The following is a 14,396-nucleotide window of genomic DNA, read 5'->3' on the forward strand; positions in this document are numbered from 1 at the left end:
GTGTTGGGTCATGCGGGCGTGGCCAATGACTTCGGCAGATTCGCGGACCGGCTGTGGCGATCGGCGACCGATCCGGCCTGCTTCTAGACCAGCTCATCGGCTGCATCGTTAACTCCAGCGTAGATTTCCTCGAGGTCCGCCGACGTGACACAATACGGCGGCATAACATAGATCGTATTGCCAAGCGGGCGCAGCAGCAGATCTCGATCTCTAAAAAACGCCTGCAGTCTCGGCCCGATATTGGCGAGGTACCCCTCGTCGCACACCTTCAGCTCGAGTGCTGTGATAGTACCAGTTTGACGGACGTTCCCGAAGCGCGCGTCCGCGCGAAATGGTTCGATTTTCTGTTTCTGCATTGCAGCGACTGAGGCCACACGCTCGTAGGTCTCATGGTTGCACCAGAGATCCAGGTTCGCCTTGGCAGCGGCGCACGCCACCGGATTTGCCGTGTAAGAACTGGAATGGAAGAAGGTGCGGGTTCGGTCTTTCGAATAGTGTGCGTCGAAAATCTCCGCGCGGCAGAGCGTCACCGCAAGCGGAAGAGAGCCACCCGTGAGGCCCTTGGAATAGCAGGCAATGTCGGGCGTGACACCAGCCTGCTCGCAAGCGAATAATGTTCCAGTGCGCCCCCAGCCAGTCATGACCTCGTCGGCAATGAACAGGACGCCTGAGGCCTCACAGATCCGTTTCATTTCATTTAGGACCCAAGCAGGATACATAAGCATCCCGCCAGCCCCCAGGATCAGGGGCTCGACGATGAAGGCAGCCGGGTTTTCGTTGCGACACGCGACCTCGAGCGCGTCGAGCGTCGCCTGTTCATGACCCAGCGCCGGGAACGGCACTGAGGTAACCTCGAAAAGCAGAGGTTCGTAGGCCGCATTGAACACACCACGCGCGCCGACCGACATCGTCCCCACCGTGTCGCCATGATAGGAATGCTGCATCACGACGATACGCGAGCGCGACCCGCCTATGTTGCGCCAATAGCCGAGCGCCAATTTCAGCGCGACCTCCACGCTGGTCGAGCCGCTGTCGGAGAAGAAAACGTAGTCGAGGCCACGGGGCGCAAGCTTCAGAAGCAGGGATGCCACCTCTTCGGCGGGTTCATGAGTGTGGCCCGCGAAGATGATCTGGTTGAGCTTTTCCGCCTGCTTTTGAATGGCGCTCACGATGTAAGGATGGCAATGGCCATGGGTTACTACCCACCAAGACGCGATCGCGTCGATGATGCGACGGTCATCCGCGGTGTAAAGATATGCGCCCTGGCCGCGCAAAACCTTTATCATCTCGCCTTGCAGCGCATGTTGGGTAAACGGATGCCAGATCCGCGACTTTGCTTTGCACATTATGAATCGAAATCACCACCATGGAACGAGACCTTAAAGGCCGCGCGAAGCGCGTCGGCCGTGAGTGGAACAAGGCACGGCAGCCGGCCCAGCTTCCGCACTTGTCCGATCCTGCAAATGGTGCTCTCGGTGTCGACGTTCTCTTCGCCGATGAACGCGATACCGCGAATTTCAATGTTGCGATTGTGCAAGGCCTCGAGCGAAAGCAGCGAATGATTGATGGTACCGAGGGCAGTGCGCGCGCAGAGAATGACTGGCAGCCGCCATCGTGCAAAGACGTCGATGTAGAGTTCGTTGCGATTGAGCGGTACCATCAGCCCGCCCGCCCCCTCGATCACGAGCGGGCGATCCCCGGTGTCCGGTACATCGAGTGAGGTGGCGTCGATATGAAGGCGATCGAGTTCTGCTGCGAGATGTGGTGACGCTGGCGTCTCAAGACGATACCGCTCTGGCACAATCCGATCGTCTGGAAGTTCAGCCAGTCGTTTAACGACCTGGGAATCGATCTCCCCTCGAAGACCAGCCTGGACAGGTTTCCAATAATAGGCATCAAGAAAATCGACGACTCCTGCGGAAAAGATCGTCTTGCCGACCTCAGTGTCGGTGCCGGTGACTACGAATCGCCGAGCCATCTTGCCTTGCTTCCGGTTTCTTCCATCAAAGCATCGAGCAACGCACGCACATCATCCTCTCGGACATTCAGCGTCAGGGAGATTCGCAGCCGATCTGTGCCCGCCGGCACAGTCGGTGGTCGGATTCCCCGAACGTCGAATCCGCGAGCCTGCAGCATCGATGCCAGTTTCATGGCGCGCGCGTTGTCGCCGTGAAGGCGACCAAGCTGGCCAGGCGTTGTTGCCGTTCCGGCTCCTCCTTCAAGATTGATAGCGCCTCCTGCACGGCAACAGCCAGCAAAGGGGACGCGGCGGTTGCAAAAATGAATGGACGGCAACGGTTGACCATGAAGTCGCGCAGCACCCGGCTCGCGGTGACGAGGGCACCGGCGGCGCCCAACGCCTTGCCGCACGTATGAACGACCACCAGGTTCTCGCGCCCTTCGTAGGGGGCGGTCAGCCCCTTTCCCTGCTCACTATACACGCCAGTGGCATGAGCTTCGTCTACCAAAAGGAACGCATCATGCCTGTCGGCGATTGCGACAAGCTCCTTGAGCGGCGCGAAATCGCCGTCCATGCTGTACAGACTTTCAGCCACGATCCAGACGCGGCCCGTCCCGCCTTTCACTCGCCAGTCGCGGATTGTGTTTTCGACCGACGTCGGGGCGTTGTGAGCGATTTCGCGAAACTCGGCTCGTCCGGACCGTGCGCCTTCGTGAATGCTCGCGTGCACGAGAGAATCGAGTACCAGCAGATCGCCCCGTTGAGGCAACAGGATCGCAAAATTCGCCACATATCCGCCGCTGAAAAACAGCGCCGTCTCGGCTCCGAAAATGTGCGCGGCCTCCAGTTCGAGACGTTCGTGCTCGTCGCAATTTCCGCGCAGGAGGCGTGACCCGCCGGCCCCGATTGGAGTGCCGGCTTCCAGCGCTGCCGCCATAGCCTTCTTCATGCGCGGTGCACTCGCCGGCGCGAGATAGTCGTTCGATCCAAGATCAATGCCCGAACGCGGCGCTAGGCGCCGCAGCCCGTCCTGCTCGTTCAGGGCCCGCAAGGCGGCGTGATAAGTGGCCACCTTGCCCGCGCGTGTTGAAGTCATCAATCAATCCCGCGTGTAGTAGGGATGCTTGCGTAAATCATTTAGGCAGCCGCTATCGCGAAGCCCCGCTTCTTCCTGACATTCTTCTAGGGTTTCTCAAGGGCGGCGGACGCCCCTTTGGGCGTCAATTACTGTGAACGCTATCGTTGGCCGGCGCAGATTGCCTGTTGACCGGCTGCGCCTGGTCGAGGCTGGATTTGATGCCGAGCCGCTCGAGCAACTCCATGTCGCGCTCGCGCTGCGAGTTGCGCGTGGTTAGAAGCGCCTCGCCGATAAAGATCGAGTTAGCGCCGGCGAGAAAGCACAGCGCCTGCAATTCGTCGGTCATGTATTGCCGCCCGGCGGACAGCCGCACCACGCTTTGTGGCATCAGGATGCGTGCGACCGCGACGAGACGCGCGAGGGAGATTGGATCGGGGCGTTCCGCGGTTTCCATGACCGGCACGCCCTTGACCTCGTTCCAGAGGTTGATTGGCACGCTATCCGGATGGCTCGGAAGATTTGCGAGCAGCACCAGCATGGCGATCCGGTCCACGACGCGCTCCCCCATGCCGATGATGCCGCCGCTGCAGACCTTGATGCCCGCCGCGCGCACCTCAGTGAGCGTGTCGATACGATCCTGCAAGATCCGCGTGGCGATGATCTGGCCATAGAATTCGGGCGAGGTATCGACGTTGTGGTTGTAGAAGTCGAGGCCGGCCTCACGCAAACGCTGCGCCTGAGGAGCGGTCACCATTCCGAGCGTCACGCAGGTTTCCAGTCCGAGACCCTTCACCGCGCTGACCATCTCGCAGACATGGCCTAGGTCCCGGTCCTTCGGACTGCGCCACGCAGCCGCCATACAGAACCGCGCCGCGCCGGCCGCTTTCGCACGCTCGGCGGCCGCGATCACATCCACCTTGTCCATCAGCCGCGTCGCTTTCAGCCCCGTGTCATAATGCGCGCTCTGCGAGCAATAACCGCAATCCTCTGGGCAGCCGCCAGTCTTGAGGCTGAGAAGGCTCGCGGTCTCCAAATGATTGGGATCAAATCGGCGGCGGTGAACGGCCTGGGCGCGGAACATCAGGTCGGAGAACGGCGCGTTGTAGAGCGTCGTCGCCTCTCCAACAGTCCAGTCGTGGCGAACGGGTTCGATGTCGCAGCCATCCTCCGATTTTGTTTTCGCGCTTGGGACTATCCGAGCCACGAGGCCTCCTTCGAACTATAGATAATCCTTATGATTATCTATCATATTCCATCTCGAGGTATGTTAACTGACGTCTGGCCGCCACGCACGATGTTTTGTAGTAGATAATCTATGATGACTTTGGGCGACAACGCGACAACTGCGCAACGCATTGCGCATTCGATCGCGCACCGCATTATCAGCGGCGCGCTACAACCAGACGCACCGCTGCGGCAGGACCATATCGCGCGCGAATTCAACTCGAGCCACGTCCCCGTGCGGGAAGCTTTTCGGCAACTGGAGGCACAACATCTCGTTGTTGCCGCCCCCCGCCGCGGCGTGCGCGTTGCATCGCTCGACGCGAAGTCGGTGAAGGAGATCGCCGAGATGCGCGCCGCGTTGGAAGTGATCGCGCTGCGGAATGCCTCGCCGAAACTTACGTCGGCTCATCTGGCGCGGATTGAGCTCGCCCTGATCGAAGCAGACAATGCGGACACAATTCAGGAATTCGAGATCGCGAATCGCGCATTTCATCACGCCCTTGTGGCGCCCTGCGCAATGCCTCGATTGCTCGCCTGCCTCGATGGGCTGCAACTCGCAAACTCGCGACTGGTGTTCGCGATGGCGCGCAGTGCCGGATGGTGCCCGCGCTCCAATCAGGATCACCGCTTGATTCTGCAAGCATTACGATCGCGCAATATCGATCAAGCCTGCGATCTGCTTGCGCGTCACATTCAAACCATTGAGCGCCTCGTCCTCCCGGCGTCATTATGAGGGACAACAATGCAATCGCAACCATGCGGCGTCCGTCGCTGGCACGATACCAAGATTGCCCTGCGATCAGCCTTCATCTCACACGAGCCAGAGCCAGCTATGATTCGCCACATCGTCCTATTCACAGCCAAAACAAGACCACATCGTCGAATCGCCGACGGACTCTCGGTTCTTACCGCCGTCCCACATGCACGACGGCTCGAGATCGCGCGCAACCGCAAAGGCCGATCAGCTCGGTAATGACATCGACTCGTTGCTTACGATGAATTCGAGAATGATTCTGAGATCGCCGCCCATAAGGGTGCACGATCGCTACAAAGAATCGATCGAACGGGTACGACCACTGCGAGAGCTTCGATTCGCGGCCTTGGCGGATGTCGGCTCGTAAGCCTGATGCACGTCCCCGAATTGCCCTGGATCGAGCCGGTCGCGGCGATGCGACGTCTCGCACATCAACCCGTCGACAGCGCAGCAAACACGAATTACTTGGACGGTTGTCATATCTGGCCTGCGATCCGTTCAGCAGCTACGAGGGCAAGACGATTGTACTGACTGGTATAAGCCATCCGGTGGAGCTCCGTCAGTTCCTCCAAGGGTCCGCGCACCGGCGAAAGACATCAATCTCCTCTAAGATCCGCAGCGAAGGCGCGCTGCGCTTCGCTTGTTCGAACGCCTGTCTCATGGAAACAGTCGTCTGATGGCGAAGGGGCCTCCGAGTTCGCTCAGGTCAATCCTGAAGGCTAGTCTCTCGAGATGGCGACGGGCGCGTCGACCACGAGGATCTTGCCGTATCCAGGCTGTCCATGAGCAAGATGCCGTTTGGAAGCTGTAACTGGAGCGCATGGTATCGTTCCGGATCCGCGCGGCTCGATCACGAACTGGACCGCCAAGTAAGGCGAAAGCTTCGGGTGCCACGGATTCGACGACGCTGAGACGCCAAGCGCCTGTAGGAGAAGCGACCGAAACCCACGGAATCGCGGCTCGGACGAAGCCCGTGTCCAAAGATTGAATTTGCAACCTAAGTGAGCAAGATCTGCGCGGCTAAAGCTGCGTGATCTCCTCCGGTTCCGCCGGCTTCATGCGGAAGGCGGGACACTGAAGAACAGAAAGAAAATCGAGTGGAAACTGATCACCGACCTGCCCGGTCAGTCACGCAAGGACGCCGTTGAGAAGCTCGAATGGTATGCGCTGAGGTGGAAAATCGAGGTGTTCCACAAGATTCTCAAATCGGGCTGCGAGGAAGCGAAGAAGCTCTCCGGGAACGACCGAAACTGGCAGTTTTCAGCATATTGACTTGGGTTTATCTCGACGACTGCCAACGGAGAGCCTTCATGTACATATCACCCCACTTTCGAGACGACGACCCCGAGAACATTTGAGCGACAATCCGCTGCTCAGATGGGCCACTTGAAGGCGAACACGACGCGCTGTAATCCGCAATGGCACGGCCTCGATCGGAGAAGCTCCTGCGATCTGGCGCAGAGGCTTATGTGACGCCATCCTAGTATCCAGCAAGCGACAAGCTGAACATGTGGTGCCGACATGGAACTACATCGCGGTTCACGCCAATAGGCCGATTGAGTTCTTCGAGGATCCCAATCGCCTGCTCGAGATCGTGACGCGTCTGACGAATATCCATGAGACGTGACGCGCGACGCCTTGGGCCGTCAGCGATGCTCCCGCGGATTTCATCGCCGCTCAGTTGCGTGAAATCGTCGGCGCGCGCATCCCGATCACCATGGTCGAAGGCAAGCGCAAGATGAGCCAAAACCGCCCCGCGCCTGATCGCATTGGTATCGCCAAGGGCCTAGCGGCGAGCAAACTGGCGCGGGACCAAGGAAGTTGCAGCTCTTATCTTGGTTCAGGACTGAGACGACAATGTGCATGCCCCGCCAACCGCGACGCTCGACAGAGTGCGATCTTACATCTACAGCTCTCACAGGCTCCAGCGGGCGGGCCATCAATTACCTCGCGAAATTCACTTACGGAACGATCAGCTCCAAACTTACGCACTGTGTAGACGCTTGTACGTATTCTAACAGAGACGCAATGTCGCGTCAGGTCCAGTACAGCGCGCATAGTAAGTGTTGAGACTTTCGAACGCCCATTCGGCATTGTGGCTTTCCCAGCACCGCCTAGCATGGCATGGCTTAAAACAAATCGATTCAGAAACAGAGCCCACAAAAACAGCAATGCTCACACTCTCCAAACCACAGGAAGAACGGTGCTCCCGTTCAGCTCACTAACGTGCGGTACACCCATTCCAGCTCTGTTCGGACATATCTACTACGACCACTCCAGACATGTAGACCAGCAAATTCCTAGTCTCGAACACATTACCGCGCGATGACGTGCCGAGGTTCACGCATGAAATCCGCCATTTTATTTCAACTGGAATGGCATACTCCTCGATCACGCAAATGCGATGTTGCAGACGGTCAATGCCATTTTGGGCGGGTTCAGCCGCGCAACGATCGATATGGATAGGTTTCGAGAGTTTGAGCTCCCTTTCTCCATTCTTTTCCGCAATCCGGGTATGTCGAGAGATGAAATCGAGCTCGTGCATGGCAAGGATGGCGCCATTTTTCACGACACCTACGAATTCTTAGCGCGCAACGCTGCCTTACGCAAAGGCGTAAAGGGGCGTGAAATGTCTTGCTCGCCGCTGATCAGAGAGCCGTTCAAGCCGTCATTGTCAGCAATCAATTGTTGAACTAGTTCGCGCACAAGCGCAACGACTTCGAATGAGACTCATGTCAGCGACATTTTGGCATTTGAGCCGCGCAACTAGCATGGGCAAGCAAGACCGGCTGCGCTTGTATATGCAGATCAATGATTATCCCAGAAAGAACTGTCATCGTGGGCGATATGCTAGTTGAGACGGAAATTGCCCGCAATCTCGGTCATATCAACGTATCAATCGTGGGAGAATTTGTTTTCGAAGCGCGCTTGAGCCCGGCAAGACCCAACTACATGATTCACGACCATCATGAAATATTAGCAATTTTACAGAAGCATTGCTTTTCTCAACACCATTGATGATCACAAAAGCATAGCTGAAGATCTGCCGTTGGCGCGCTCCTGCTCTCCGTTACGTCTTCACGATTCGACAATCGAAGGGTGAGGTCGTCGATCGAGTTCTTTCGCCACTCGGCCCAGCCATCGGCTCAGTTCGATGACTCGCGCCAAATACCGCGATTCGTTCAGTGCCCTTTGGCGAGTACATGTCGTCTTTCGCTTGGCACGATGCTTGCTGAAGATCATTCGCTCCAGGAGGCGAGGAAGAACTACAAAGGCTTGGAAAAGAAAGATGAGCACAATGGCTTTGGTCGGTGGCGTCATTCCGAGCACCGATGTTGTGAAATGTGCAGCGCGCATCGGTGCCGAAGTCATAAATATCAAGCTATCAGGCGATCTACCGGATCAGGCTATCGCCGCGATCAACAACTTATTGCTTGAGCACAAAGTGATCTTCTTCCGCAATCAGGGGCATCTCAATGACGCCGAGCAGGAGCGCTTTGCCGCTCGTCTCGGAAAGCTAGTGCCACATCCGATGCTCGGTGCCACCAAGGGGACGGCGTCGCTCCTCGAACTGGACTCCACTCGCGGCGGCGGCCGCGCCGACGTCTGGCATGCGGATGGGACCTTCGCCGACGCCTATCCCAAGATTTTGGTCCTGCGGGCCGTTGTAATGCCACCGTTCGGAGGCGACACCGTGTGGTCGAACACGGCTGCCGCTTATCTTGATCTGCCGCCGCCGCTACAACGGCTTGCCGAGGGCCTATGGGCCGTTCATAGCAACGTTTTCGATTACGCCGGCATCGCGCGCGTCCGCGAGGTCGACAAGAAACACTTTGACGAGGTATTCACCAGAACGGTTTTTGAGACCGAGCATCCCGTCGTACGCGTTCACCCCGAAACAGGCGAGCGGACGCTAGTGCTCGGCGCTTTGGTGAAGCACTTTGTTGACGTCCCCAAATACGACGGACAAAAGCTGTTCGATCTGTTCCAGTCTCACATCACCGCGCCCGAAAACACTGTGCGCTGGAACTGGTTGGAGGGCGATATTGCGATATGGGATAACCGCGCAACGCAGCATTACGCGGTCAACGATTACGGGGACCAGCATCGCGTCGTACGTAGGGCCACGATCGAGGGCGACGTGCCTGTCAGCGTCGATGGCCGGAGCAGTGTAACGCGCCTGAAGGTGACCGAATAACTGCACGTCGACGCCCAGCGCTCTCGCGTCTGAAAACCGAGAAAACCTGGTAATGGGAGTTGTTTCGGGCAGACGCGGGAACACACTTTCCGACACGATATCTCAGCTCTTAGCGCCAACTCGGCAGCGCCAGGTTGATGCATTGCGTCTATTTTAACGTCGACCAACGGCTTCGAGAAACCTTGAGCATTGCTGTCCATCGCCTGCGTCCGGTACGTGGCCTTCACGTTTCAGTTTAGAAATTCCTCGATCCGTGGCCATAAAGCGCCCCAACATGCGGGCGGTGAGTTTAGTCGGATCGACCACTTGACTACCTTGACGCGTAAGCGCTTCTGCATACGTAACGAGATCACGATGCACGGCCGCAGGCAGCTCCGTACTCACTTTGACAGGCTCGTCGTCTGGAAGCTCTCCGATTTTGATTTTTGGCATGTTGTCACCCTCTATACGGCGTAAGTATGAGGTCATGATTGACAAGAACACGAACCAGGAAGCCAGGTCGCACGGTCAGAGTAGGCTGGATGCTGAGACTGCGGCGAACGACCTGCTGCCCGGTCTGGTTTAGTGAGCCCGAGGCACCGTGTCGCAATGCCTGGATGATTGCGCTGTCGCTGCTGTTGGTGTCCGAGCCGGCACCCAGTTCAGTCCCGATCGCCAGAAACGTCGATAGTGCCGCAGCTTTGAACAACTCGCCCCAATGATTGTCGACCTGATCTTCGAGACCTGCATACCCGGCAGTATCAGCGCCAAGCTGCCGCTCGAGAACGATAGAACGTCCATTCGGCATGATCAGCCGTGTCCAGAGGAGCAGGGCGCGGGACTGGCCGAAAGTGACCTGGCTATCGTAGATGCCGATCAGACGCGCCCCCCTGAGCGGTCGGTTCGGACTGGCTGATACGGCCGCTCTCGGGAGCGCCAACGTGCCGCGCATCAGGTGAAGATTGTACGGAGGGGTCTCAGCGCCGGTTTGCGGGTCGATGCGGCGGGCGACATTAGGAGCGCGCTCCCAGATCGGTACGCCTCTGCCGGCCATCCGGCGCGCCTCGAGCCATTTGGCCATCCGCGCTCGATAAGTCTCGGCGACGCTTCTCCGCTCTGCGCGTCCTTTGCCATCCGTCGCTCACAACGGGCTTCACGGGCATCGAGCTCCGCTCGTGCCGCCGGGACATCCGGCACAAAGACATCGACGTATTTGAGCGACCAGCGCGCAGCATGGCGCCGATGATCGGTTCGGGAATACGCGGCGTAGCATTCTCGGCCGGTGCCGGCGGCCGCTTGGCAACATGGTGAGCCGCACGCCCACGCCACGGCAGAAAGCGAATGCCGCCTTCCGTCTGCCATGGCGACAGATGGGGAGACCTCGACGTACTTCACTGTCTCGTGTGGGCGTTCGCCGGCCACCATTGCGATCTTCGGCCCAGCGATCGGCGGCCGCGTTTGCGCCCGCACTAGCAGTCGCGCTCGCAAGCAGGTCCTTTCTGCATCGACACCGGCGCCGATGGCGGGCTATTATTTCCAATTGAAGTAATTCTTGCTGTAGGCGTCGTACAGGTGTTTGATTTGCTCCAGGTCGTGTAAGGTTCGGAAGCGAGAATGATGGCCAACGCGCCCGAGGTCCATAAGGCTCATTTGGTACGATCGCAGCTTGGCATGAGAGCGGCACAATATGTCCGCATGTCGACACAGCGGCAGCAATACTCGATTCAGAATCAGGCCGCTGTGATTGCAGCATACGCACACGCCCATAGCCTGACGATTGTACGAACCTATCGCGACGAGGGTGAGAGCGGTCTGCTCATCAAGAACAGGGCCGGCCTTATGCAGCTCATCAAGGATGTCCAAACAGGAGAAGCCGATTTTGGTCATATTCTGGTCTATGACGTAAGCCGGTGGGGCCGCTTTCAGGACGTCGACGAGAGCGCGTATTACGAATTCGTCTGCAAACAGGCGGGCATCAAGATAACATATTGTGCTGAGCTGTTTGACAATGACGGCAGCATGCTCTCCAGCATCGTCAAGAACATCAAGCGAGTAATGGCGGCGGAGTACAGCCGTGAGCTCTCGGCAAAGGTTCACATTGCGCAGTGCCGGTTCGCGCGACTTGGCTTCAAGCTCGGAGGTCGCCCTGGTTATGCACTGTTGCGGGAACTTGTCGATCAGAGTCAGAAGTCACGAGGCGTGCTGAAGAACGGTGATCGGAAGTACCTCACGACTGATCACATCCGAGTGCGACCCGGCATTCCCGAGGAAGTAGCCGTGGTTAAGTGGATCTTCGAGCGATTCCTGCAGGTAAAGTCGGAAGCGATTATCGCCCGAGAGCTAAACCGGAGGGCCATACTCACGAACACAGGAGTTCGGTGGACTCGTGCATCGGTTAACAGAGTGCTTAGAAACGAGAACTACATTGGAAACCAGACCTTTAACCGCCGATCACGCAAGCTGCGGCGGACCAGCACCTGCAATCCTCCCGAACTTTGGATCACCAGCGAGGGATGTATCGAGCCGATCATCGAACGCGAAGCCTTCCTGAAGGTAAATAAGATCATTGAGGAACGGCGTGTCGACCTCACTGAAGAGGAGATGCTTGCCCGTCTACGCCAAACGCTGCTCAAGGAAGGACGCCTGAGCTCCGCTATCATAGCCAGCACGATAGGCCTTCCCTGCACCTCCACCTATGAAACTCACTTCGGCAGCTTGATGAACGTGTATCGGCTGATTGGCTACGCTCCCAAGCGCAGCTATGGGTTTCTTGAGTCGCGCCCGCGGTGGGCGGAGCAAGAGGCCAAGCTCGGCTCTCAGATCGCCATGGCCATCAGGAAAGCCGGTGGTCGCACCGCCTCTGGCAACAGGACAGGTTACTTGCGCGTGGATGGATCGGTCAACATCTCAATTCGATCAGCCCTCTGGTGCGGAAGGCAAAATCGAGCGCCGTACTGGTCGATCAAGCGTAGGGCACGCCTGCCTCAGGGCTGGATTGCCGCCATCAGGCTGTCTGAGCATAACGAATCGGTGCTCGATTACGTGCTGCTGTCGACCCACGGGAAAGTAAGACGAACCATAAACTTTTCTGAGAGGGCTCGCGTTCGCCGTGGAATCGCTCGCTTCGATACTGCTGACGCTCTGGCTCGAGCGATCACGAAGCGAGTAATTCGGAAAGGCCGTTCTTCCCCAGCGCCACAGGGCAAGCGATCGAGACCAAAGCAGCCCAAGACCAAGAACGCCCGCGCGCGGCGCTGATCAAACGCAGGGACAGAACTCCGCGAAGCAGTGCTTCACAATTCTTTTAGAAGCTGAGATCTCGAGACCTTCCCACTTGCCGCGTTTCGCTGTCTAGGAGCGACATGCCTCGCCGTTGGCTTTGCCCCACTATTCGTTCAGCGCCGAACTGGTGCTAGTGTCCCGAGTCACAAGTTCGCAATCGTAGATTCGCAATAGATTCGCGTCGCTATGGCAGGGATGGGGCTGCAGCAGCGACGGAGCATCTTATGGCAGTCCAGCAACTTGCGTCCCTGACATTAAGCGATGATGAGCGTTCGGAACTGCAGTCATTGACGATGCGTCGGAAGACGGCGCAGGCGCTGGCTCTGAGGGCTCGAATCGTGCTGGCCTGTGCAGAAGGCGGCCAGAACACAGAGGTGGCGGCCAAGCTGGGCCTGAACCGGTCGACGGTTGGAAAGTGGCGTCGGCGGTTTGTTGAACGACGAGTGGACGGACTGCACGACGAGCCGCGCTCCGGGGCGCCACGCACGATCGACGATGCCCGCATCGAAGCCGTGATTGTGAAGACCCTGGAGAACCTTCCGGAGGACGCCACGCATTGGAGTTCCCGCGGCATGGCAAAGGTCAGTGGATTATCGGTATCGACGGTGCAACGCGTTTGGCGGGCATTCGGGCTACAGCCGCATCGGATGGAGACTTTCAAGCTCTCAACCGATCCTAACTTCGTGGCCAAAGTGCGCGATGTTGTCGGCCTTTATGTCGCGCCGCCAGAGCACGCCATCGTTCTGTGCGTCGACGAGAAATCTCAAATCCAGGCGCTGGACCGCAGCCAACCGATGTTGCCGATGCGTCCCGGCCAGCCGGCCCGAAGGAGCCACGACTACACAAGGCACGGCACCACATCGCTGTTCGCCGCCCTCGACATTGCGACCGGACGGGTCATCGGCAAGTGCTATGGGCGCCATCGCACCGCCGAGTTCCGCAAGTTCCTGGACGAGATCGAGGCCGCCGTGCCGCCAGACCTCGACGTCCATTTGATCATGGACAATTACGCCACGCACAAGACTCCATTGATCCGAAGATGGCTGGCAAAGCGGCCCCGGTGGCACGTGCACCTGACCCCGACCAGTTCGTCGTGGCTCAACCAAGTCGAGCGCTTCTTCGCACTCCTGACCGACAAGAAGATCAGACGCGGCATCTATCGAAGCGTTGCCGCCCTCCGGGCAGACATCGCTTCCTTCATCGACCGGCACAACGCCGATCCCAAACCGTTCCGGTGGACCAGGTCTGCCGATGACATCCTGGCGTCCATAGAACGCTTCTGCCGATATAACGCACCGCCAAATCCAGATACGATGTTGCGAACTTCTGGTTCAGGACACTAGGCGGCCCAGGGGACTCGTGGCCCGGTCTCGAAGCATTGCGATAGCCATACCGCCGCGGCCGGCAGAAGCGTCGGGTCAACGTTAAAACTTGTCGATTGATCTTGGAGCCTCGCATCTGCCGATCGGCTCGACTCGCAAGAACTGAATACGCACACGGGCAAGGCCGCGGGATTGTCGCAGGCGCGCGAGCGCTGGCGGGTTTATGATGTGGCGCGAGAGGTTCAGGCGGCCTGCTGATCGGCGGGCTGTCGGCTTGGCGCAGGCGCTTCCATTCCCAGGGCAGCAGTTCGTGCAGACGCGAGGCGGGAAGATCGGCGATGCGAGCGAGGACGTCGGCGAGCCAGGCTTTCGGGTCGATGTCGTTGAGGCGTGCGGAGGTGATGAGGGTGAGCATGACGGCGGCGCGGTCGGCGCCGCGTTGGGAGCCGGCGAAGGTCCAGTTGCGCCTTCCCAATGCGATGCCCCGCAACGCTCTTTCGGCCGCGTTGTTGCTGAGGCAGATCCTCCATCGTCGAGGAAGCGGGCGAAGTCGTCCCAGCGCCTGAGCATGTAGTTCATGGGCTTCAGGACCTCGAAAG

Annotated in this window: 10 protein-coding genes and 4 pseudogenes; 7 read left to right on the forward strand and 7 right to left on the reverse strand. The window is 58.5% G+C overall.

Translation table 11 applies throughout. The annotated features are described in order from the left end of the window. Window positions 1-83: 83 nt before the first annotated feature. The 4 genes and pseudogenes from WN73_RS13995 to bioB all read right to left on the reverse strand — a co-directional run bounded on the left by WN73_RS13995 (window position 84) and on the right by bioB (window position 4,233). Complete coding sequence (locus WN73_RS13995; RefSeq protein ID WP_161533229.1) at window positions 84-1,346, reverse strand: adenosylmethionine--8-amino-7-oxononanoate transaminase; 1,263 nt, start codon at window positions 1,344-1,346, stop codon at window positions 84-86. Next, entirely contained in the window at window positions 1,346-1,978 is a 633-nt protein-coding gene (gene bioD, locus WN73_RS14000) for a dethiobiotin synthase (RefSeq protein ID WP_271553300.1), read from the reverse strand. Before bioD ends, WN73_RS13995 begins: the two co-directional genes overlap by 1 nt. Further along, window positions 1,960-3,056 (reverse strand): annotated as a pseudogene (locus WN73_RS14005) (8-amino-7-oxononanoate synthase). Before WN73_RS14005 ends, bioD begins: the two are co-directional and overlap by 19 nt. Before the next feature lie 124 nt (window positions 3,057-3,180). Then, window positions 3,181-4,233, reverse strand: coding sequence for a biotin synthase BioB (gene bioB / locus WN73_RS14010; RefSeq protein WP_271553312.1), 1,053 nt, complete (start codon window positions 4,231-4,233; stop codon window positions 3,181-3,183). A 120-nt stretch (window positions 4,234-4,353) separates the two neighbouring features. On the opposite strand from bioB, the gene WN73_RS14015 reads away from it, so the two are divergent. The 5 genes and pseudogenes from WN73_RS14015 to WN73_RS14030 all read left to right on the forward strand — a co-directional run bounded on the left by WN73_RS14015 (window position 4,354) and on the right by WN73_RS14030 (window position 9,214). Next, the gene (locus tag WN73_RS14015) at window positions 4,354-4,995 is read left to right on the forward strand and encodes a GntR family transcriptional regulator (protein WP_271553302.1); all 642 of its coding nucleotides are present in this window, start codon (window positions 4,354-4,356) and stop codon (window positions 4,993-4,995) included. Between the two features lie 99 nt (window positions 4,996-5,094). Further along, window positions 5,095-5,383: pseudogene (locus WN73_RS44630) on the forward strand (Dabb family protein). Window positions 5,384-6,529: 1,146 nt separating this feature from the next. Next, the gene (locus WN73_RS14020) at window positions 6,530-6,643 is read left to right on the forward strand and encodes an FMN-binding negative transcriptional regulator (RefSeq protein WP_245570194.1); all 114 of its coding nucleotides are present in this window, start codon (window positions 6,530-6,532) and stop codon (window positions 6,641-6,643) included. 777 nt (window positions 6,644-7,420) lie between these two features. After that, complete coding sequence (locus WN73_RS14025) at window positions 7,421-7,708, forward strand: hypothetical protein (protein WP_271553303.1); 288 nt, start codon at window positions 7,421-7,423, stop codon at window positions 7,706-7,708. A 597-nt stretch (window positions 7,709-8,305) separates the two neighbouring features. Beyond that, the gene (locus WN73_RS14030) at window positions 8,306-9,214 is read left to right on the forward strand and encodes a TauD/TfdA dioxygenase family protein (protein ID WP_271553305.1); all 909 of its coding nucleotides are present in this window, start codon (window positions 8,306-8,308) and stop codon (window positions 9,212-9,214) included. Window positions 9,215-9,367: 153 nt separating this feature from the next. On the opposite strand, the gene WN73_RS14035 is transcribed toward WN73_RS14030, so the two are convergent. Both WN73_RS14035 and WN73_RS14040 read right to left on the reverse strand, forming a co-directional pair. After that, window positions 9,368-9,646, reverse strand: coding sequence for a DUF2274 domain-containing protein (locus WN73_RS14035; protein ID WP_097669500.1), 279 nt, complete (start codon window positions 9,644-9,646; stop codon window positions 9,368-9,370). A gap of 4 nt (window positions 9,647-9,650) precedes the next feature. Continuing rightward, window positions 9,651-10,085 (reverse strand): annotated as a pseudogene (locus WN73_RS14040) (TrbI/VirB10 family protein); the annotation flags it as partial. Window positions 10,086-10,807: 722 nt separating this feature from the next. Between WN73_RS14040 and WN73_RS14045 the strand changes: the two are divergent. After that, entirely contained in the window at window positions 10,808-12,451 is a 1,644-nt protein-coding gene (locus WN73_RS14045) for a recombinase family protein (RefSeq protein ID WP_271553307.1), read from the forward strand. A 248-nt stretch (window positions 12,452-12,699) separates the two neighbouring features. After that, window positions 12,700-13,818 carry an IS630 family transposase gene (locus tag WN73_RS14050; RefSeq protein WP_271553308.1) on the forward strand — a complete coding sequence of 373 codons (1,119 nt, stop codon included), beginning with the start codon at window positions 12,700-12,702 and terminating at the stop codon, window positions 13,816-13,818. A 250-nt stretch (window positions 13,819-14,068) separates the two neighbouring features. On the opposite strand, the pseudogene WN73_RS14055 reads toward WN73_RS14050, so the two are convergent. Next, a pseudogene (locus tag WN73_RS14055) lies at window positions 14,069-14,396 on the reverse strand (IS66 family transposase); the annotation flags it as partial.

The organism is Bradyrhizobium sp. CCBAU 45394, assembly GCF_028128655.1.
Classification (GTDB): Bacteria; Pseudomonadota; Alphaproteobacteria; order Rhizobiales; family Xanthobacteraceae; genus Bradyrhizobium; species Bradyrhizobium diazoefficiens.

Excerpts from the sequence above, each read along its gene's own strand:
- WN73_RS14025 (WP_271553303.1), top strand. The coding sequence starts at position 7,421 with ATGTTGCAGACGGTCAATGCCATTTTGGGCGGGTTCAGCCGCGCAACG.
- bioD (WP_271553300.1), bottom strand. The coding sequence starts at position 1,978 with ATGGCTCGGCGATTCGTAGTCACCGGCACCGACACTGAGGTCGGCAAG.
- WN73_RS13995 (WP_161533229.1), bottom strand. The coding sequence starts at position 1,346 with ATGTGCAAAGCAAAGTCGCGGATCTGGCATCCGTTTACCCAACATGCG.
- WN73_RS14030 (WP_271553305.1), top strand. The coding sequence starts at position 8,306 with ATGAGCACAATGGCTTTGGTCGGTGGCGTCATTCCGAGCACCGATGTT.
- WN73_RS14045 (WP_271553307.1), top strand. The coding sequence starts at position 10,808 with ATGATGGCCAACGCGCCCGAGGTCCATAAGGCTCATTTGGTACGATCG.
- WN73_RS14035 (WP_097669500.1), bottom strand. The coding sequence starts at position 9,646 with ATGCCAAAAATCAAAATCGGAGAGCTTCCAGACGACGAGCCTGTCAAA.
- WN73_RS14050 (WP_271553308.1), top strand. The coding sequence starts at position 12,700 with ATGGCAGTCCAGCAACTTGCGTCCCTGACATTAAGCGATGATGAGCGT.
- WN73_RS14015 (WP_271553302.1), top strand. The coding sequence starts at position 4,354 with ATGATGACTTTGGGCGACAACGCGACAACTGCGCAACGCATTGCGCAT.